The organism is Microbacterium galbinum (assembly GCF_023101185.1).
GTDB lineage: Bacteria > Actinomycetota > Actinomycetes > Actinomycetales > Microbacteriaceae > Microbacterium > Microbacterium galbinum.
In genome coordinates, this window is sequence record NZ_CP078077.1 from 683389 (window position 1) to 701930 (window position 18542).

20 protein-coding genes are annotated in these 18542 nt (G+C 70.4%); 10 read left to right on the top strand and 10 right to left on the bottom strand.

Annotated features, from left to right (window positions below):
- Positions 1–82 precede the first annotated feature (82 nt).
- Complete coding sequence (locus KV396_RS03415) at positions 83–2287, bottom strand: glycoside hydrolase family 10 protein (RefSeq protein WP_247956822.1); 2205 nt, start codon at positions 2285–2287, stop codon at positions 83–85.
- A gap of 124 nt (positions 2288–2411) precedes the next feature.
- Positions 2412–2981, bottom strand: a complete 570-nt coding sequence (locus KV396_RS03420; RefSeq protein ID WP_247956823.1) for an NADPH-dependent FMN reductase — start codon at positions 2979–2981, stop codon at positions 2412–2414.
- Positions 2982–3086: 105 nt separating this feature from the next.
- On the opposite strand from KV396_RS03420, the gene KV396_RS03425 reads away from it, so the two are divergent.
- The 3 genes from KV396_RS03425 to KV396_RS03435 all read left to right on the top strand — a co-directional run bounded on the left by KV396_RS03425 (position 3087) and on the right by KV396_RS03435 (position 5229).
- Entirely contained in the window at positions 3087–3908 is an 822-nt protein-coding gene (locus tag KV396_RS03425; RefSeq protein ID WP_247956824.1) for an endo alpha-1,4 polygalactosaminidase, read from the top strand.
- A gap of 74 nt (positions 3909–3982) precedes the next feature.
- Positions 3983–4939 (top strand): hypothetical protein, encoded by a 957-nt coding sequence (locus tag KV396_RS03430; RefSeq protein WP_247956825.1) that lies wholly within the window; start codon positions 3983–3985, stop codon positions 4937–4939.
- A 113-nt stretch (positions 4940–5052) separates the two neighbouring features.
- Entirely contained in the window at positions 5053–5229 is a 177-nt protein-coding gene (locus tag KV396_RS03435) for a hypothetical protein (protein ID WP_247956826.1), read from the top strand.
- Between the two features lie 132 nt (positions 5230–5361).
- Here KV396_RS03435 and KV396_RS03440 read toward each other — a convergent pair whose 3' ends face one another.
- The 4 genes from KV396_RS03440 to KV396_RS03455 form a co-directional block, all read right to left on the bottom strand.
- The gene (locus KV396_RS03440) at positions 5362–5574 is read right to left on the bottom strand and encodes a DUF6458 family protein (RefSeq protein ID WP_247624641.1); all 213 of its coding nucleotides are present in this window, start codon (positions 5572–5574) and stop codon (positions 5362–5364) included.
- 139 nt (positions 5575–5713) lie between these two features.
- Positions 5714–6307, bottom strand: coding sequence for a TetR/AcrR family transcriptional regulator (locus tag KV396_RS03445; protein ID WP_247956827.1), 594 nt, complete (start codon positions 6305–6307; stop codon positions 5714–5716).
- Between the two features lie 4 nt (positions 6308–6311).
- Positions 6312–6860, bottom strand: coding sequence for a hypothetical protein (locus tag KV396_RS03450; RefSeq protein WP_247956828.1), 549 nt, complete (start codon positions 6858–6860; stop codon positions 6312–6314).
- 99 nt (positions 6861–6959) lie between these two features.
- Positions 6960–7904, bottom strand: coding sequence for a LacI family DNA-binding transcriptional regulator (locus tag KV396_RS03455; protein WP_247633932.1), 945 nt, complete (start codon positions 7902–7904; stop codon positions 6960–6962).
- A 112-nt stretch (positions 7905–8016) separates the two neighbouring features.
- Here KV396_RS03455 and KV396_RS03460 point away from each other — a divergent pair, with 112 nt between their 5' ends.
- The 5 genes from KV396_RS03460 (at position 8017) to KV396_RS03480 (ending at position 14366) form a co-directional block, all read left to right on the top strand.
- Entirely contained in the window at positions 8017–9579 is a 1563-nt protein-coding gene (locus tag KV396_RS03460; protein WP_247956829.1) for a mannitol dehydrogenase family protein, read from the top strand.
- Positions 9576–10580, top strand: coding sequence for an L-idonate 5-dehydrogenase (locus KV396_RS03465; RefSeq protein ID WP_247956830.1), 1005 nt, complete (start codon positions 9576–9578; stop codon positions 10578–10580). The genes KV396_RS03460 and KV396_RS03465 overlap by 4 nt, the downstream gene beginning before the upstream one ends.
- 70 nt (positions 10581–10650) lie before the next feature.
- Positions 10651–12042, top strand: coding sequence for an MFS transporter (locus KV396_RS03470; protein WP_247624635.1), 1392 nt, complete (start codon positions 10651–10653; stop codon positions 12040–12042).
- Positions 12043–12154: 112 nt separating this feature from the next.
- Positions 12155–13381 (top strand): D-mannonate dehydratase ManD, encoded by a 1227-nt coding sequence (gene manD / locus KV396_RS03475; RefSeq protein ID WP_247624634.1) that lies wholly within the window; start codon positions 12155–12157, stop codon positions 13379–13381.
- Between the two features lie 28 nt (positions 13382–13409).
- On the top strand, positions 13410–14366 hold the full coding sequence (locus tag KV396_RS03480) for a sugar kinase (RefSeq protein WP_247956831.1): 957 nt from the start codon (positions 13410–13412) through the stop codon (positions 14364–14366).
- A gap of 24 nt (positions 14367–14390) precedes the next feature.
- Here KV396_RS03480 and KV396_RS03485 read toward each other — a convergent pair whose 3' ends face one another.
- A complete protein-coding gene (locus KV396_RS03485) occupies positions 14391–14732 on the bottom strand; it encodes a DUF7882 family protein (protein ID WP_247956832.1) in 342 nt (113 codons plus the stop codon).
- A gap of 113 nt (positions 14733–14845) precedes the next feature.
- On the opposite strand from KV396_RS03485, the gene KV396_RS03490 reads away from it, so the two are divergent.
- Positions 14846–15118, top strand: a complete 273-nt coding sequence (locus tag KV396_RS03490; RefSeq protein WP_247624631.1) for a hypothetical protein — start codon at positions 14846–14848, stop codon at positions 15116–15118.
- Positions 15119–15120: 2 nt separating this feature from the next.
- Here KV396_RS03490 and arr read toward each other — a convergent pair whose 3' ends face one another.
- The 3 genes from arr to KV396_RS03505 are packed head-to-tail and all read right to left on the bottom strand — an operon-like array spanning position 15121 to position 16724.
- Positions 15121–15531 carry an NAD(+)--rifampin ADP-ribosyltransferase gene (gene arr / locus KV396_RS03495; RefSeq protein WP_247956833.1) on the bottom strand — a complete coding sequence of 137 codons (411 nt, stop codon included), beginning with the start codon at positions 15529–15531 and terminating at the stop codon, positions 15121–15123.
- 46 nt (positions 15532–15577) lie between these two features.
- Entirely contained in the window at positions 15578–16219 is a 642-nt protein-coding gene (locus KV396_RS03500; protein ID WP_247956834.1) for a hypothetical protein, read from the bottom strand.
- A 16-nt stretch (positions 16220–16235) separates the two neighbouring features.
- Complete coding sequence (locus KV396_RS03505) at positions 16236–16724, bottom strand: pyridoxamine 5'-phosphate oxidase family protein (RefSeq protein ID WP_247624628.1); 489 nt, start codon at positions 16722–16724, stop codon at positions 16236–16238.
- A 191-nt stretch (positions 16725–16915) separates the two neighbouring features.
- On the opposite strand from KV396_RS03505, the gene KV396_RS03510 reads away from it, so the two are divergent.
- The gene (locus KV396_RS03510) at positions 16916–18463 is read left to right on the top strand and encodes a helix-turn-helix transcriptional regulator (RefSeq protein WP_247956835.1); all 1548 of its coding nucleotides are present in this window, start codon (positions 16916–16918) and stop codon (positions 18461–18463) included.
- Positions 18464–18542 lie beyond the last annotated feature (79 nt).

An 18542-nucleotide genomic window follows, 5' to 3' on the forward strand; every position in this document is an offset into this window, starting at 1 on the left:
GGCCTCTCCCGCACGTCGGGATCGACAGGTCGGCCCGGAGAACCGGGGCGGCGACCCGTCGATCCCGCGAGCGGGGCGACGCTCAGGCGCGGCGACGGCGGCGCAGTGCAGCTGCGCCCGCCATCGCGGCACCGGCGGCGAGCAACCCGCCGGCCAGGAAGAGGGCGGCGGCCGGCACGTCCCCGCCGGTCGTCGCCAGATCGTCCTGGGCGCCTGCATCGGATGCCCCGCCCGACCCCGTTCCGAAGCCGGAGCCCGAGCCGTTTCCGGGGGTGCCCGGATCCACAGGGTCGACCGGATCCACCGGATCCACCGGGTCCACCGGGTCCACCGGATCCACCGGATCGACCGGGTCCACGGCGTCCGCGACCGCGACCGGCGCGCTCTCGACGGCCGCCGCGTCCAGTGCGGTCACCACCCAGGTCTCGCCCGCCGCGCGAGCCGCGGCATCCGCATCGCCGGCACCCGCACCACCGGCATCCGCACCGGCATCCGCACCACCGGCACCCGTGGGCAGCGGATACGCGAACTCCGCCGCACCCCCGGCCCACACGGTGTCGACCAGCGTCCCCGGAGCGGCCACGATCTCCTCGGCCGTCCCCGTGCCGCGATAGATCGCGTACTGCCGGGCCTCCGCCGCATCACCGGCCGCCCAGACGAGGGCGCCATCGTCGACCGCCACATCCGCGGGCGACGCGACCGCGCCGTCGGACAGCCACGGCTTCGCGGGCACGATCGTCGGGTGCGCGAACGCCTCGCCCTTCAACAGCTCGATCGCGGTGTTCTTCGCCTGGTTCCGGGGCTGCTGGTCGGCGGGCAGCGCGGCGATGTCACTCGGCTTCATGTCGTTGTAGCTGAACAGCACGCTGCCGTCGATGCCCTCGAGCTTCTGGTTGAAGCGGATCTGGTTCGGAACCTCTTCGGGGTTCATCCACGCGGCCTCCCAGCCGCCGTTGTTGACGTGCTTGTACAGCGCGTGCCCGACGTAGATCTGGGTGCGGCTCTCGGCCGCGGCATCGCTCCACCACTGCGCGAGCTCCCCGTAAGGGGCTGCCGCCTGGTCGAAGCTCCAGTAGATCTGCGGGGTGAGGTAGTCGATGAGCTCGTCCTGCACCCAGCCGCGGGTGTCGGCGAAGACGGCGTTGCTGTAGGTCTGCGACGACCCGACCGGGGTGTTCGACCCGGCAGGGTCGAGGGCCTTGTGCTCCCAGATGCCGAAGGGGCTGATGCCCAGCTGCACGGCGGTGCCGGCATCCGCGTTGTGCGCGTCGATCGCGCCCGCCACCTGCGTGACGAGACCGGTGATGTTGTCGCGACGCCAGGCCTCGATCCCGTCCTGCGTGTCGGGGTAGCCGGCCGTGAGCCCGAATTCCTCGAAGGTCGCGCGATCCTCGCCCTGGGCGCCGAAGAAGACGTTCACGCCGTCGACGGTGATCCGGTACGGGTAGAAGTAGTCATCGAAGTGGATCGCGTCGACGTCGTAGTTCTCGACGATCTCGGCGACGGATGCCGCGACGTACGCGGGCACCTCGGGCTGCCCCGGGTCGAGGAAGAGCTTCTCCTCGAAGGACAGCACCCAGTCGGGATGCTGCACGGCGAAGTTGTCGTCGGCGAGGATGCCGGCGCCGTTGAGCGCGGCGATGTACTCCGGGATCGTGAGGGCCTTCACCTCGTCGGCGGTGAGGCCGAGGGCCGTGAGGATCGCGGGCGCGGTCATCTTGGTGTTGGTGACCCGGTAGGGGTTGAGCCACGCGTGGAACTCCATGCCGCGGGCGTGGGTCGCGTCGACCATCTTCTGCAACGGGTCGTAGCCGGGGTCGGTGCCCTGCGGGCCCCCGAGGAACTCCGACCACGGGTTGAGCTCCGAGGGGTAGTACGCGTCGAGCAGCGGACGCACCTGGAAGATCACGGCGTTCATGTTCCACGACGCGAAGTCGTCGAGCACGGTGGCGTACTTCGCGTCGAAGTCGGCGGCGTCCGCGGGCTTGCCGAAGTTGAGGTTGCCGATCGTGCCCACCCAGGCGCTCGAGAAGCGCCGATTCTCGGGCTGGAGCGCGGTGGGGATGCCGACCTGTTCCCCGGAGCCCGGGAAGGTCTCCACCGGATCCGTGCCGTAGCCGTAGGCGCCCGAGGCGTCCTTCACGAACTTGTACAGAGGCTCCTCGTCGGGGGCGGCGGCGACGGCCGCGGCCGGGAGGGCGAGCATCAGCAGGGCGGCGGTCGCGGCGGCGGTGGATCTTCTCAACATCGAGTCCTCGTTCACTTCGGCGTTCACGGTGATAACCATTTCCACTCTCAGCATTGTTAGTGGAACTAACTAACAGCGTGCCACAGCATCCGCCCGATCACCACCCCCGCTCACGCAGAAGGGGCCCGCAGCCGATGGCCGCGAGCCCCTTCGAGACGAGCGATCAGCTGACAGGGCTGAGCGTCTTCGCGATGTGCGTGTGCACGGCGGTGAGCCACGAGAGGAGGAACTCGGTCGTCGACTCGTCGGTGACCTCGCCATCATCGGTGATCAGTCCCTCGCGCATGTGCACGTAGGCCTCCGGCTGCGCGAGTTCCGGCGACGCCAGGAAGGAGAGGATCGAGCGCAGGTGCTGCTGCGCGACGGCGGTACCGATCGCACCGACCGAGGCGCCGATCACGGCGGACGGCTTGCCCGCGAAGCTGTTCTGGCCCCACGGGCGGCTCGCGGTGTCGAGCGCGTTCTTCAGCACGCCCGGCACCGAGCGGTTGTACTCGGGGGTGATGACGATGATCGCATCGGAGGCCTCGATCGCCTCCTTGAACGACGCGGCCTCGGCCGGGATCGCACCGTCGTTGTCGGCCGAGTAGAAGGGCAGGTCGACGAGCGGGATCTCGGTGAGGTTCAGGCCCGCCTGCGGGGCGAGCTTCACGAGCGCCTTCGACAGGCGGCGGTTGATCGAGGTCGAGGAGATGCTGCCGACGAGGAAGCCGACGTCGTACGTGGTGGTCATGAGGGGTCCTTCCCAATTACATGCAATTGCATGAATATGAAACCACGTCCGCGGCATCCGCATTCCCGAATCGTCCGAGCAGGATCGCCCAGTAGATTTGCTCTCATGCGCGCCCGCCCCACCTCCGCTCTCATGATCGCTGTGCTGACGGTCGCCGCGCTCGCGGGGTGCGCCACCACGGACGCCCCGGCATCCGGATCCTCCAGCGCGCCACCCGCCGGCGCCGCGCCCGACTACCAGCTGGGCGGCGCCTACGCACCGGCATCCGGGGTCGGGATCGTCGGGCGCGATCGCGCGGCCGAGCCCGCCGACGGCGTGTACTCGATCTGCTACGTCAACGGATTCCAGACGCAGCCCGGCGAACTCGACCTCTGGGACGACGACCTGCTGCTGCAGCGCGACGGCGCGCCGGTCTTCGACCCGGACTGGCCCGATGAGGCTCTCGTCGACACCTCGACGCCCGCGCAGCGCGAGCGCATCGCCGCCCTGGTCACCCCGTGGATCGAGGGATGCGCGGACGCCGGGTTCGACGCGGTCGAATTCGACAACCTCGACTCGTACACCCGGTCCGACGGTGCCCTCACGCTCGAGGGGAACCTCGCCCTCGCGACACTGCTCGTCGACGCCGCGCACGGTGCCGGTCTCGCCGCCGGCCAGAAGAACGCCGCCGAGGATGCCGTGGTGCTGCACGACGAGGCGGGATTCGACTTCGCCGTGACCGAGGAGTGCGCCGCCTACGAGGAGTGCTCGGCGTACACCGATGTCTACGGCGAGGCCGTGATCGACATCGAGTACAGCGACGAGCTGCCCCGCACCTTCGCCGAGATGTGCGCCGACGACGAGTCGCCCGCCTCGATGGTGCTGCGCGACCGGAACCTCGTGACCCCCGGCGACGAGGCGTACGTGTTCGAGACCTGCGCCGGCTGATCTCTTCGGTGCGGGCTGATCTCTTCGACGCCGGCTGACCTCTTCGGTGCGGGCCGCGCCGATACGGTGGGGGCATGCCCACGGATGCACGCGTGATCGCGATCCTCGAAGAACTGCCCGACCTCGCGGACGCGGGCGAACAGGACGGACGCCGGTGGTTCGCCCGGTGGAACGAGGGCGCGGTTCGGCTGCTCGACGATCAGCTGAGCGAGGTGAACGGCCGGGCTCTCGCGCTCACCGACGAGGTGCGTGTGCGCGCGGCATCCGCCCTCGATCGCCTGGTGCTCACCGCCGGCGGCGACACCGTCCTCGTCGGCGACGACACCGTCACGGTCACGGGCCTCTCGATTGACGCGGCCGCGTTCGTCGGCGATCTCGTCGTCGCCACCGCGCCGGGTGACGACGGCGGGCATCGGGTGCTGCTGCTCGACCACGCGACGGGGGCGCTACTCGATGAGCAGGCCGTCGACGCCGACGATGCGATGGCCGTCGTGCACCGGCATCCGATCGATCCGGTCGCCGTGATCGAGCTCGCGATGGGGCAGGACGGATGCCTCGCCCTCCGCGTCGATGTCGATGTCGATGCCTCCAGTCCGGCGGGGGCGCAACTGCGGCTGACCGAGATCCTCTCAGGACACGACCCGGTGATCGCCGGGTTCCGCGCCGCCGGGGACCGGCTGCTGATGGCTCCCTACCCGAGCGATCCCGAGACCGCCCGGGTGTTCGCGTGGCCGTCACTCGACGAGGTCGGTCAGGTGTCGGCCGCCGACATCGATGCGGAGTACGGTTTCGGACTCGCCGCCTGCTGGGTCGACGACGACCGGGCGGCGCTCGTCGCACCGGAGGACGCGCTCGTGCTCACCGGTTCGGCGCTCGACTCCGCCGTGCGGGTCGACCTGTCGCAGATGCTCGGCGACGACGCGGAGATCGAATCGCTCACCCCTCTCGCCCCCGGCCGCATCGCCGCGGGTGTCTGGGCCCCGGACGGGCGATCGACACGGGTGATCGAGTTCGCGGCACCGCGCGACTGAGGCGAGCGACACCCTTTCGTCCGCCTGTCAACGGGCGGGTGCCGATCGAGACGATGCGCGAGGCTGGGCATCCGCCCGGATCGACCGGCGGCCCGTCGACGAGAGGACAACCCATGAGCGACCCGAAAGCGTACCCCGACGACAGCGGCCCCTACGACGCCGCCGCGGATGCCGCCGCCGAACCCGCCGACGACGGCAAGGTCTTCACGGCCGACGAGGGCTCCGATCACGGCGCCCCGCACGACGGGGAGCAGGATCCGCTCGATCAGAGCGACAGCCTCGAGCGCTGAGACGCGCATCTCGCTGAACCCCGCGCCGCGCTACGCCCCGCACCTCGTCGAAACCCACCGAGCGCGACGAGACCCACCGAGCACCTCGGTGGGTCTCGATGCGTCCGAGCGGCACCGCGAGGGTGCCGAGGGTCAGATACGGTCGTCCTCGACGACCGTCGTCGTGCCACGGGTGCGACCGCGACGGGAGACCATGACGATGATTCCGATGATGGCCGTGATCGCTCCGGCGGCCATGAGGATGTAGCCGACGAGGTCGAGGTTCACCCAGTCCAGCTGCACGTTCAGTGCGAACGCGAGGATCGCGCCGATCACGAAGAGGACGATTCCGGTTCCGATGCTCATGAGAGTGCTCCTTCCGGCATCCGACGATGCCGTCGCACTTCATGCTCCCGGAATACCCCGGGCTCCGGAAAGGGCTTGACTTCGGCGCAGGCGTCGGGGCGCCCCGCGACGACGGCGCCGCATTCACGGAGACCGCGGTTCACCCGTCTCCGCGCCCGAGCATCCGGAAGTGCCGTTCCAGCATGGTCCGCGCGCGAGCACCCGCATCGGAGTCCGTGCTCCACAGCAGACGCAGCGCGAGCCCGTCGAGCAGCGCGTGGAGACGGTCGCCCTCGAAGGCGGCGTCGACCGACGCGGGCACCTCGCCCACGCGTACGAGTTCTGCGATGGCGGCGTCGCACACCCGCCGCACGCCGCCGCTGAGCTCGCGCACCGAGGGAGCCAGCGAGCCGTCGGTCAGCGCCAGGCTGCCCAGCTGGAGCTGCACCATCAGCTCGGTGCGCCGCACCTCGTCGAGAGGGAGGAGTTCCTCGAGCATCGCGATCACGAAGCGCCCACCGTCGCCGTCGAGGCGCCGCAGGCGATCGGCGACAGCGGAGCGGATCCCGTCCAGGCAGAACGACCGCAGGGCCGCCTGCGTCGGGAAGGCGCGGCGGAGGGATGCCGTCGCGAGCCCCGCCTCCTCGGCGACCTTCCGCACCGAGAGCGCGACGAGGCCGTCCCGCGCGAGCACGCGCATCGCCGCCTCGCCGATCTCACGGTCGCGCTGCGCGTGGTCGATCAGCTTGGGCATGTCCTCACCGTACCGGGGCGGCCTCCGCGGGCGCCTTCTTCGGCCAGAGCGTGTAACTGACGGCCCAGATCACGTCGACCGCCAGGACGATGCCGAGGATCCGGAAGAACCCGAGCAACTCGGCCGTGCGGTCGGGAGCCGCCACGATGGCGATGAGTCCCCCGAGGATCGCGGCCGCGATGGCGACCGCGAGCGCGGTGCGCGCCACGTCCTTCCAGCAGGCCACCGTGTACGCCGCCCCCGTGAGCGGAGCACGGCGCGGCGCCCCGCGGAACCGCGTCGCGAACTTCGCGTCCAGCCACGCGATCATCCGATGCCCGTAGGCGATCGAGATACCGATGTAGAGGGCGGCGAGACCGTGGTGCCAGGATGCCGTCGCCCCGCCGAGGAGGTCGACCGTGACGAGCGTCAGGAGCACGAGATCGATGAGCGGTGCGGCGACGAGGAATCCGACGCCGAGCCTCGGCCGGCGAAGCGGGTACCGCGCGACGAGGCCGGCGACGATCGCGACCCAGAACGCGATCTCGCAGGCGATGATGGCGACGAGGATCATCGGCGCGGACCCGGGGTGCGTGTATTCATGGCGTTAAGTTAGCACAGTCGTACTAAAACGTCGGCAGGCAGGTGCCGGTGCCGCATCGACGCCTGACGCCTAGGCTCGGCGGGGCGCGGCGGTGGAGGCCCGCACGATGAGCTGCGAGCTGAGCGTCGCGGCCTCTCCGACCACGGCGCCCGCGATCGCCTGCAGCAGCAGGTCGACACCGAGAGCGCCGCTGCGCTCGATCGGCATCTGCACGGTGGTGAGGCCCGGGGTCACGGCGCCGGCGAGATCGATGTCGTCGATGCCGACCAGGCTCACGTCGTCGGGGCAGGTGAGTCCGAGGTCGAGGAGCCCCGCCTCGAGGCCGATCGCGACGAGGTCGTTGTAGGCGACGACGGCGGTCGCTCCGCTGGCCGCGGCGAGCGCGGCGGCGGCGCGGCCTCCCTGGATCGACGCCTCGTGGTGGCTGAGCCGGGTGAGACGGATGCCGTGGCGATCGCACGCGCGCTCGATGGTGTCGTATCGACGGGCGTCCGCCCACGAACCGCGGGGACCGGAGGCGTAGGCGATGTGCTCGTGCCCGAGCGCGAAGAGGTGCTCGATCGCCTGCGCGGGGCCGTGCTCGGCGTCCATGAGCACGCTGGGGATGCCGTCGATCTGTCGGTTGACGACGACCGAGGGGGTGCCGCCGATGAGGGCCGTGACGTCGGCATCGGGCAGGCGCGGAGAGCAGAGCAGGATGCCGTCGAGCTTGCGGGCCTGCTCGATCTGCTCGCGCTCGCGGCGCAGGTCCTCGTCGGCATCGAACAGCACGATGCGATGGCGCCCGTGCCACGCCTGGCCCTGGATGGCCTTCAGGAGCTTGCCGTAGACGGGGTTGGCGACGTCGGGCACGATCACGCCGAAGGTGCGGGTGGCGGTGCCCGCCTGGGGGTTCGCGTAGCCCAGGTCGGCGGCGGCTTCGAGCACGCGCTCGCGGGTGGTGGGGGCGAGGCGGTCGGGTTCTCCGAAGGCGCGTGATGCCGTGGCGATCGATACGCCTGCGCGCTTCGCCACGTCCGTCAATGTCGCTGCCACGTCCACCCCTCCGGTTGCCGCAATCCTATGGCACGTTCCCCACCATGAAACGGGCTTGACAAGTTTGTACAACTCATACACACTGCTTTACATGACGATCAACGCCGATCTCCGGATCCTGAGCCGCGCCACCCCCGCGGCCACCGCTCCGCTGGTCACCCCCACCGGCACCGGCATCCTGCACCTGGGTCTCGGCAGCTTCCACCGGGCGCACCAGGCGATGTACACCGCCGCCGCCATCGCCCAGGACGGCGGGGACTGGGGCATCATCGGCGCCGCCTCCCGCTCGCGCACCGTCGTCGACGCGATGCACGCGCAGGACCTCCTCTACTCGGTCGCCACCATCTCCCCCGCCGGCACCAGCCTCGCGATCCCCGGCGTGCACACCGACGCCTTCGTCGCCGGCGACGAGCCCGAGCGCGTGGTCGCCCACATCGCCGACGCCGGCATCCGCATCGTCACGCTCACCGTCACCGAGAACGGCTACAGCTACTCCCCCGCCACCGAGCACCTCGACCTCGACGACGAGACCGTGCGCGCCGACCTGCAGGGCGGCGCGCCGCGGTCGACGATCGGCCAGCTCGCCCGCGGACTCCAGGCCCGTGCCCGCGCCGGCGCCGAGCCGATCTCGATCCTCAGCTGCGACAACCTCGCCGCGAACGGCAAGCACACCGAGAAGCTCGTGCGCGAGTTCCTGCAGGCTCTGCCCGGCGGCGAAGCATCCGACGTCCTCGACTACCTCGACCGTGCCGTCACCTTCCCCTCGAGCATGGTCGACCGCATCGTGCCGTCGACCACCGCCCGACTGCGCGACGAGGTCACCGGCCTCCTCGGCGCGGTCGACGCCATCCCGGTGCCGGGCGAGCCGTTCACGATGTGGGCCATCGAAGACGCGTTCGCCGGCGGACGCCCGGCCTGGGAGGCCGGCGGCGCCGTCTTCACCTCGGAGGTCGCCCGCTACGAGCAGATGAAGGTGCGCCTCCTCAACGGCACGCACTCGCTCATCGCCTACCTCGGCGCGCTTCGCGGGGTCGGCACGATCCCCGAGGCGATCGGCATCGACCGGATCGCGGATGCCGCGCGCGGCGTCATGCGCAACGAATACGAGCCGTCGGTCGACGTGCCCACCGGTGTCGACATCCGCGCCTACGAGGCCGAGCTGTTCGAGCGCTGGGGCAACAGCGCCCTCGGGCACCAGACCCGCCAGGTGGGATCGGACGGCTCGGTGAAGCTGCGCCAGCGCATCCCGGAGCCCGCGCTCCTCGCGCTCGGACAGGGGCGGATGCCGCACCTCATCGCCCTCACGGTCGCCGGCTACCTGTCGTGCCACGCCCCGCTCGGCGGTTTCGACCCCGGCGTGCACGCGGCCGCGATGACCGACCCCGCCCGCGAGCGCCTCGCCGTGCTGGCGTCGGGCGCACGCGACGGCGTCGACCTCGCGCGCCGCGTGATCATCGACCACCGTCTGTTCGGCAGCGAGCTCGCCCACCAGGACGCCTTCGCCGCACGCGTCGGCGAACTGGTCGACACGATCCGCCGCAGCGGCGTCGACGCTGCGATCGCCGACGCCCTCTCCGCCACGGAAGAGGGCATGCTCGAGAACGACCCGACCGATCCGAACGCCACGAACGCCACGAAGGAGGCCCGCCGATGAAGTCGCTCGTCATCCACGGCAAGGAAGACATCCGCTGGGACGACCGGGAGATCCCGGAGCCCGGTGCGGGCGAGGTGCGACTGCGCGTCGGCTTCGTGGGCATCTGCGGATCCGACCTGCACTACTACTTCCACGGCGCCAACGGCGAGTACACGATCCGCGAGCCCCTGGTGCCCGGCCACGAGCTCTCCGGCGTCGTCGACCTCGACTCCTCCGGTCGCCTCGCTCCGGGCACTCCGGTGACGGTGCACCCGGCCCGCTACGGAGCATCCGTCCCCGGCCTCGAGGACCGCCCGCACCTGCGCCCCGGCGGCGACTACCTCGGCAGCGCCGCGGCGAACCCGCACCGTCAGGGCGGGGCGTCCGAGTACCTGATCGTCGAGGAGCACATGATCCGCGTGCTGCCCGACGGCCTGCCGCTCGAGCGCGCCGCACTCGCCGAGCCCCTGGCCGTCGCGCTGCACGCCGTGGGTCTCGCGGGCGATGTCAGCGGCAAGCGCGTGCTCGTGATCGGCGCCGGGCCCATCGGGCTGCTGGTGGTCGCCGCGGCCGTGCACGCCGGTGCCGGCGTCGTCGGCGCGAGCGACGTGCGCACCGAGCCCCTCGACCGCGCGCAGGCGCTCGGCGCGACCGAGGTCGCCCTCGTCGGCCGCGACACGATCGAGAACGAGTCGTACGACATCGTCTTCGAGTGCTCGGGCGTGGGCGTCGCCCTCACCCAGGCCGTGCGCGCCACCCGTCGCACCGGAACGATCGTGCAGGTCGGCATGCTCCCGAACTCCGACATCGGCGTGAACCTCGCGCCGCTGCTCGCCAAGGAGCTCACGATCCGCGGCGCGTTCCGATTCTCGACCGAGATCGACGACGCGGTGCGCATGCTCGCGGAGTCGGATGCTCTCGACCCCGTGATCTCGCACGTGCTCCCGGCATCCGATGCCGTGAACGCGTTCACGATCGCGCGCGACTCCTCCGCCTCCGCGAAGGTGCTGCTCGCCCTCTAGCGCTCTCTCCCGTTACCCGCGGCCCCGCCGCATCCGACACCCCCCTTTCTGGTCCGAAGGAGTACCTCCCATGTCAGACGCCACCACGACGGCCCCGGCCGCCGATCCCACCGCGAAGAGGTCGGTGCGCGACCTCGTCCGCGCCGCCATCTCGGGGTGGCTCGGCACCGCGCTCGAGTTCATGGACTACCAGCTGTACTCGCTGGCAGCCGCGCTCGTCTTCGCCGATCTGTTCTTCTCGTCCGAGAACCCCGCCGTCGCGGTCGTCGCCGCGATGGCCACCTACGGCGTCGGCTACGTCGCCCGCCCCGTCGGCGCGTTCTTCTTCGCCCGCCTCGGCGACAAGACCGGCCGCACCAAGGTGCTCTTCTACACGATCCTGCTCATGGGTCTCGCGACGACGCTCATCGGTTTCCTGCCGACGTACTCGCAGGTGGGCGTGCTCGCACCGATCCTGCTCGTGCTCCTGCGCATCGCCCAGGGCTTCGGTGCGGGAGCCGAGATCTCCGGCGCCGGCGTCATGCTCGCCGAGTACGCCCCGGCCAAGCGCCGCGGCATCATCGCCTCGCTCGTCGCCCTCGGCACGAACTGCGGCACGCTGCTCGCGTCGGGCATCTGGGCGATCCTGCTCGTCGCCTACAGCGAGGACGAGGTCATCGACTGGGCCTGGCGCATCCCGTTCATCGCCAGCGCCGTCATCATGCTGTTCGCCATCTGGGTGCGCTTCAACCTCAAGGAGACCCCGGTCTTCGAGGAGCGCGACGACGTCGTCGACGGCAAGGCCCTGTCCCGCGAGGAGACGATCCAGCTCGCCACCGAGACCGGAGACATCCGCACGCTCGAGGCGATGCAGCGCAAGCCGTGGAAGGCCTTCTCGATCGCCCTGCTGCTGCGCTTCGGTCAGGCCGGCAACTCCGGCATGATCCAGACGTACCTCATCAGCTACATCACCGTCGTGCTGCTGCTCGACCGCTCGATCGGCGTCAACGCCGTGATCGTCTCGTCGCTCGTCGCCTTCATCACGGTGCCGCTGTCGGGCTGGCTCGGTGACCGCTTCGGCCGCAAGCGCATGTACATGGTGTGGGCGATCATCGCCCTGATCGTCATCGTTCCGACGATGCTCATGATCAGCAGCAAGGACACCACGCAGGTCTTCATCGGCTACGTGGTGCTGCACAACCTCGCGGTGATGAGCTTCGCCTCGCTCGAGAACCTCACGCTCCCCGAGCTGTTCGGAGCCCGTAACCGCTACACCTACACCGCGATGGCTCGTGAGATCGCGGCGATCATCGCGACCGGCGCCGGCCCCGTCATCGCCGCCGCGTGGGTCTCGGCCGTCACCGGTTCGTTCATCCCGATCATCATCATGCTCGTGTTCTTCACGCTCTGCGCGCTCGTCGCGTCGATCTGGATGCCCGAGGTCGCCGGTCGCGATCTGACCGATCCGCGCGACGCGATCTGATCGCACCACGCACCACGACCCGGGGTGCGGCCGAGACCTTCGGCCGCACCCCGCACCACACCCATCACGCCCCCGCACGACACCCCGCTTCACCAGGAGAACCGAGAACGCCATGACCATCGAGCTCGTCGACGTCAACATCACCAGCCCCGGACGCAACTTCGTCACGCTCAAGATCACGACCTCCGACGGCATCACCGGCCTCGGTGACGCGACCCTCAACGGGCGTGAGCTCGCGGTCGCCTCGTACCTCGCCGACCACGTCGCCTCGATGCTCGTCGGCCGCGACGAGGATCGCATCGAGGACACCTGGCAGTACCTCTACCGCGGCCCGTACTGGCGCCGCGGCCCGGTCACGATGGCGGCGATCGCCGCGGTCGACATGGCCCTGTGGGACATCAAGGCCAAGAAGGCCGGCATGCCCCTGTACCAGCTGCTCGGCGGAGCCAGCCGCGAGGGCGTGCGCGTCTACGCCCACGCCTCCGGCACCGACTACGCCGCCCTCAAGAACGCGATCACCGGTTACGAGGAGCTCGGCTACACGGCCGTGCGCGTGCAGACCGGTGTGCCCGGTCTCGGCCAGATCTACGGCGTCTCGTCGTCGGGCCCGGGCGTGCGCTACGACTACGAGCCCGCCAAGCGCTCGGGCGACCGCCCCAGCGAAGAGCGGTGGGACACCCGCAACTACCTGAACCACATGCCCGGCGTCTTCGCCAGCATCCGCGAGGACTTCGGCTCCGACCTGCGCATCCTGCACGACGGGCACCACCGCATGACCCCGATCGAGGCGGCGCGCTTCGCGAAGGACATCGAGCCCTACGACCTGTTCTGGCTCGAGGACTGCACCCCCGGCGAGGACCAGACGGCGCTGCGCCTGGTGCGCCAGCACTCCACGACGCCGCTCGCGATCGGCGAGGTCTTCAACTCGGTTTACGACTACCAGACGCTCATCACCGAGCGTCTGATCGACTACGTGCGCTCGGCCGTCACCCACACCGGCGGCATCACCGCCATGAAGAAGCTCCTCGACTTCGCGGCGATCTACGGCATCAAGTCCGGCATCCACGGCCCGACCGACATCTCGCCGGTCGGCATGGCCGCAGCGCTGCACCTCGACCTGGCGATCCACAACTTCGGGATCCAGGAGTACATGCCGCACAACGCCCAGACGCTCGAGGTGTTCCAGACCTCGTTCACCTTCGACAAGGGCTTCCTGCACCCGGGCGACAACCCCGGCCTGGGCGTCGAGCTCGACGAGGATGCCGCGGCGGGCCACGAGTACACCAAGGCGTACCTGCCGGTGAACCGTCTGCTCGACGGCACCGTCCACGACTGGTGACGCGTTCATGACGGGTGACGATCGCGGGATGATCACGCCCGGCGGGGTGATCACTCTCGGCGAGAGCATGGCGCTGATGCGCACCACCGAGATCGGCTCCCTCCGGCACGCGAGCGCGATGGCGCTCGGTGTGGGAGGGGCCGAGAGCAACGTGGCCATCGGGATGCGCCGACTCGGGGCATCCGTCTCGTGGCTCGGCCGGGTCGGCGACGACTCGCTCGGCGAGCGGGTGCTGCGCGAGATCCGCGCCGAGGGCGTCGACGTGCACGGCATCGTCGATGCGGATGCCCCGACCGGGCTCATGGTGAAGGAACGGCCGTTCGCGGCATCCACCGCCGTGCACTACTACCGCGCGGGCTCGGCCGGATCTCGGCTGCGGCCCGACGACCTCCCCGCGGAGTGGATCGAGCGCGCGGCGATCCTGCACGTCACCGGCATCACGCCGCTGCTGTCGACCTCGGCGCGCGAGACGCTGCTGGTCGCTGTCGACCGCGCGACGGCCGCCGGGGTGACGGTGAGCGTCGACATCAACTACCGCTCGGCGCTGGCCCCGGTCGCCGTCGCCGGGCCCATCCTGCGGGAGCTCGCGGAGCGCGCCGATCTCGTGTTCGGCGGTGCCGAGGAGTTCGCGGTGCTGTACCCCGGGGCATCCGCGACCGACGCGGCGGCGCTGCTGCACGCCGCGGGCGTCGGTCAGGTCGTGGTGAAGCAGGGCCCCGACGGGGCGACCGTCATCACGCCCGACGGCGTCACCGCCGCTCCCGGCTTCGCGATCGACGTGGTCGACACGGTCGGCGCGGGTGACGCGTTCGTGGCGGGCTACCTCAGCGCGCGACTCGAGGGGCAGGGCATCGCCGACAGCCTCCGGCGCGCCAACGCCTGCGGTGCGATCGCCTGCCTCGTGCCGGGCGACTGGGAGGCCGCTCCCACGATGCGCGACCTCGCGCGATTCCTCGACGGCGGGGGCGACCCGGTACGTCGCTGAGCGGCCCCCGCCCGCGAGCGTCTCTCAGTTCTGCGGCGTCTCGGGCGTCTCGGGCGTCTCGAGCGTCTCGAGCATCTCGTCGACGAGGCTGATGCCGCCCGAGGAGTTCGCCGACATCATCAGCTGCTCGATCCACTTCAGGTTCAGCTGCGGCGCCTCGGGGTCGTCGAACGTGAAGCGCAGCGGAATCGAGGGGTGCAGCCAGATCGTCGACCGCCCGTTCTCGTCGCCGTCGCTGTGCCGCCACGACAGCGTGAAGCTCTCGTTGCGGCGCAGCTTCGTGGCGATCGCCACCTTGAGGTGCGCGAGCGCGCGGTCCTCGATGCGGATCGGGGAATCGGAGCCGCCGTAGTGCAATGAACCCATGGTCGAAACCATAGTCGCGGTCGCACGACGTCGGCCGGAGCGACGGCTACCAACGGCATCCGAGTCGCGCAACCCCCTCAGGATCGGCCGGGATCGGGTCTACCGTCGAGCGCATGGACGAGCCGAGGACGAACACGAGAGCACGCATCGACATCGATGGCCGCGAGTTCCTCCTGGACGGCGACCGCGACCTGTTGGAACTCATGGGGCGTATCGAAGCCGCCGCCCGATCGGAGCCCACGTTCGTCGACATCTCCGACCGCAACGGGCTGGTGAGCGTGCTCGTCTCGCCGGGCGCTCGCGTCGTCATCTCGGTCGAGCACGTGAGCTCGGTCGCGCTCGTGGAGGAGGCTCCCGTGCACCCGATCGCCGACTGGGATCTCTGAGATCAGTTGATGATCTCGGCGCGCTCGTCGCCCTGCAGCGCCGCGAGCTTGCGCCGCCACTCGGCGAGCGCCTCGGGCGCCGACCGCACCCAGTCGTCGACTTCGCGCACGACCCGCAGCGGGGCGGCGCTTCGATAGGAGCGGGTGGGGTTGCCCGGGAACTTCTTGTCGGTGACGTTGGGGTCGTTCTCGAACTCCCCGGTCGGCTCGACCTCGTACACACGGGGAGCACGGTCGCCGGGAGCGAGCTCGGCTGCAAGACCCGCGCCGTTCGGCATCGCCGTGAAGTAGATGTGGTTCATGACGATCTCGGGGCGATAATTCGAGGGGAACCCCGCGGTCAGCAGATCGCCCGGCCGCAGATCGGCCTTCGTGCCGTGGAAGAACGGTCCGTCGTCGAGTGCGTCGCTCACGCCGACAGCCTATGCCGGAGCTCTCGCCCACCGATCGCGACGACCGTCAGCGCCCGACGGCGACGATGACGACTCCGATCGCGACGGCCGCGCCGACGACGACCGCGCCGAGGGGGAGGACGTGCGAGAACCTCTCGCCGCGCCCGACCGAGCCCGGATAACGACGCGTCGCCTCGGATGGGGTGAGCGGATCCACGATCGTGACGGGAGCCCATCCGCACCTCGCGAGGTCTGCGACGACGGCCGCATCACGCGGGGTGAACGTCGCGACCACCGCACCCTCCCTCCGCAGGACGACCCGTGGGTTCGGCGCCGTCGCCACGCGTGACGGCAGGATCAGGTCGGCCAGCACCACGACCTCGTCCACGTCCGTGATCTCCACGACCCTGCGACGACCCCACACCCGCCGGATCACGAGGCCGTGCGCATCGACCGTCGCCTCGACGAAGCGCACGGTGAGGACGGCACCGACGACCCACAGCACGGCGGCGATGCCGCCGATCGCCAGAAGGATGCCCAGCCCACCGGCATCCGATCCCGTGCTCCGCCACGCCACACCTGCCCCGACGAGCGCGGCGACGCACACCGCCCCCGTGATCGCGAGGAAGACACGACCAGCCAGCACCGACACGGGCACCGTCCTCTCTGCGGACGACCCGATCGCCGAGGCATCCGTCCTCACCAGCATGACGGATGCCCCGCACTCAACGCTGCGGCAGCTCGACCGTCTCGTTCTCGCCCTCGTAGGGCTCGCCGGTGATCTTGGACTTCACGAAGCTGAACAGCGAGGCGATCTTCCCGCCCGGGCTGTCCCAGTACTCGGCGGATTCGGCAGTGAACTTCAGCAGGCCCACCTCGGGGTCGTCCGGCCCGTTCGTGAACCAGGCTTCGACCGTGGGGCTCCAGAGCTCGCGCACCTTCGCCGGGTCGTCGACCAGCTCCGCGGTGCCCGAGAGCGACACCCACGAGTCGTTCGAGCTGAGCGAGACGCCCACCCGTTCGTCGGCCTGCGCGTCGAGCACGAGCGTGGCGCTCTTCGACACGAGGAACCACAGGTCGCCGTCGAACTCGGCCTCCTGCACGGTGAGCGGATGCGAGACGAGTCGCCCCTCGGCGTTGCGCGTGGTGAACATCGCGAAGCGGAAGTCCTTGAGGAGCTCGGCGACCCGCTGGACGGGTGTGGTGTCGGTCATGAGAGTGTCCCTTCTGCGCCACGATTCGCGCGACGTCACCGTCATCCTGCGACGACCGGATGCCGGCGCCGAGGGGGTTGCGATTCCCACCGTGAGGGCTTAGCGCGACGCGCGATGGTTGCGCAATCACCGCGCGTCGCTTCTGCCAGACTGGGACGGTCGAGGGGAACGACGAGGGAGAGATCGATCCGATGACCGCAGGAGCCGCCGAAGAGCTCGAACAGTCGCTCGCCTCCGCACGGGAAGGCGGCGACTGGACCGGGGTGATCGGCATCCTGGGCTCTCGCTGGAGCGACCTCTATCAGGACCATCCGCAGCTGCTGATCCGCACGATCGAGTCCCTGCCCCCGGCCGTTCTCGAGGCGCATCCGCGCCTGCGCTTCGCCGAGGAGCACCTGCGCCGACGGTCGAACCGACTTCCCGAGCGGCGGGCCTACCCCGACATCCTCTCGGACGACCCGGATGCACCGCCGCTCGACCGGCTCGCGGCCCTCACCGGCCGCATCGCGACCGCGCGCGGCGACGGACGCCTGGCCGACGCCGCCGCGTCCGCCGACCAGGCCGTGGAGACCCTGCGCGCCGTCCCCGTCGAGATGGTGCCCACCTTCGCGAACGCCCTTCCCGAGCTCCACTACCACTGGGCCGTGACATACTTCCTCGCCAGTCGGTTCGACGATGCGCTCGAGCAGTTCGCGCGCAGCTACGACTGGGCCGAGTCGGTCGACAACCGTCTCGTGCGCACCACGTCCGGGGGCGCCAGCGCCCTCATCCACGCGCTGCACGGTCGCGGGCGCGACGCGGCTCGCTGGCTCGGCCGGCTTCCGGAGGTTCCGGCCGATGCCTGGTGGGCCGCGGATGCCCCGGCCGCCGGCCGCATGGCCGATGCCGTGCTGCACATGGACCGCCTCGAGATGGACGCCGCGCGCGGCATCCTCGACGGGATCGACATCACGCTGTCGCTCGATTTCTGGGGCCCGTACTTCGCGCTGCGCGCCTACAGCACCCCGCCGGATCGGCGCGACGAGGCCCAGGTGCTGCTGTCTGAGTTCGACTCCTTCGTCTCGGGCCTCGCCCCGGAGTACGCCCAGGTTCCCGTGAACGCCGAGTACACGGCCATGGTGCGCTATCTGCTGCTTCTGCTGCTGCACCAGCCCGACCGCGCGGCCCGAGAACTCGGGAGCACCGCGCCCGATGCCGATGCTAGCGTCGTGGCGCAGACCGGTACTGCTCTGCTCGCGCGCCGTCTGCTGCAGCGCGAACAGCCCGCCGCCGCACGCCGCCTGATCGCTCCTCTCCTGCAGGCGTCGAGCGCTCGACCTCGCGTGATCATCCCGGCCCTCGTCATCGCCGCCGAGACGGGCTCGCCCTCGCAGCGCGACGACCTGTTGCAGCGCGCCGCGGCGCTCGCCACCTGGAACGGCCTCTACTCCGCCTTCCCTTCGGCGTCGACCGCCGCACGCCGGACGCTCGCCGACCTGATCGAGGAGCGCGGCGAGCCCGGGATCGCCGACCTCCTGCGCGGGCTGTCGGAGACGACGGCCGTCGCCGGGACCGAGGCCCTCACCCGCCGTGAAGCCGCGGTCGTGGCGTCGGCCCTGGCCGGGCTCTCGAACACCGAGATCGCCGCGAAGCAGCACGTGAGCGTCAACACGGTCAAGTCGCAGCTGCGCGGCGCGTTCCGCAAGCTCGAGGTCTCGAGCCGTCAGGAGCTGATCGAGCTGTTCCAGCTCGGACGCTGAGCCGGGGCGGACGCTGAGCCGGGACGGACGCTGAGCCGGGGCGGACGCTGAGCCGGGGCAGACGCTGAGCCGGGACTCA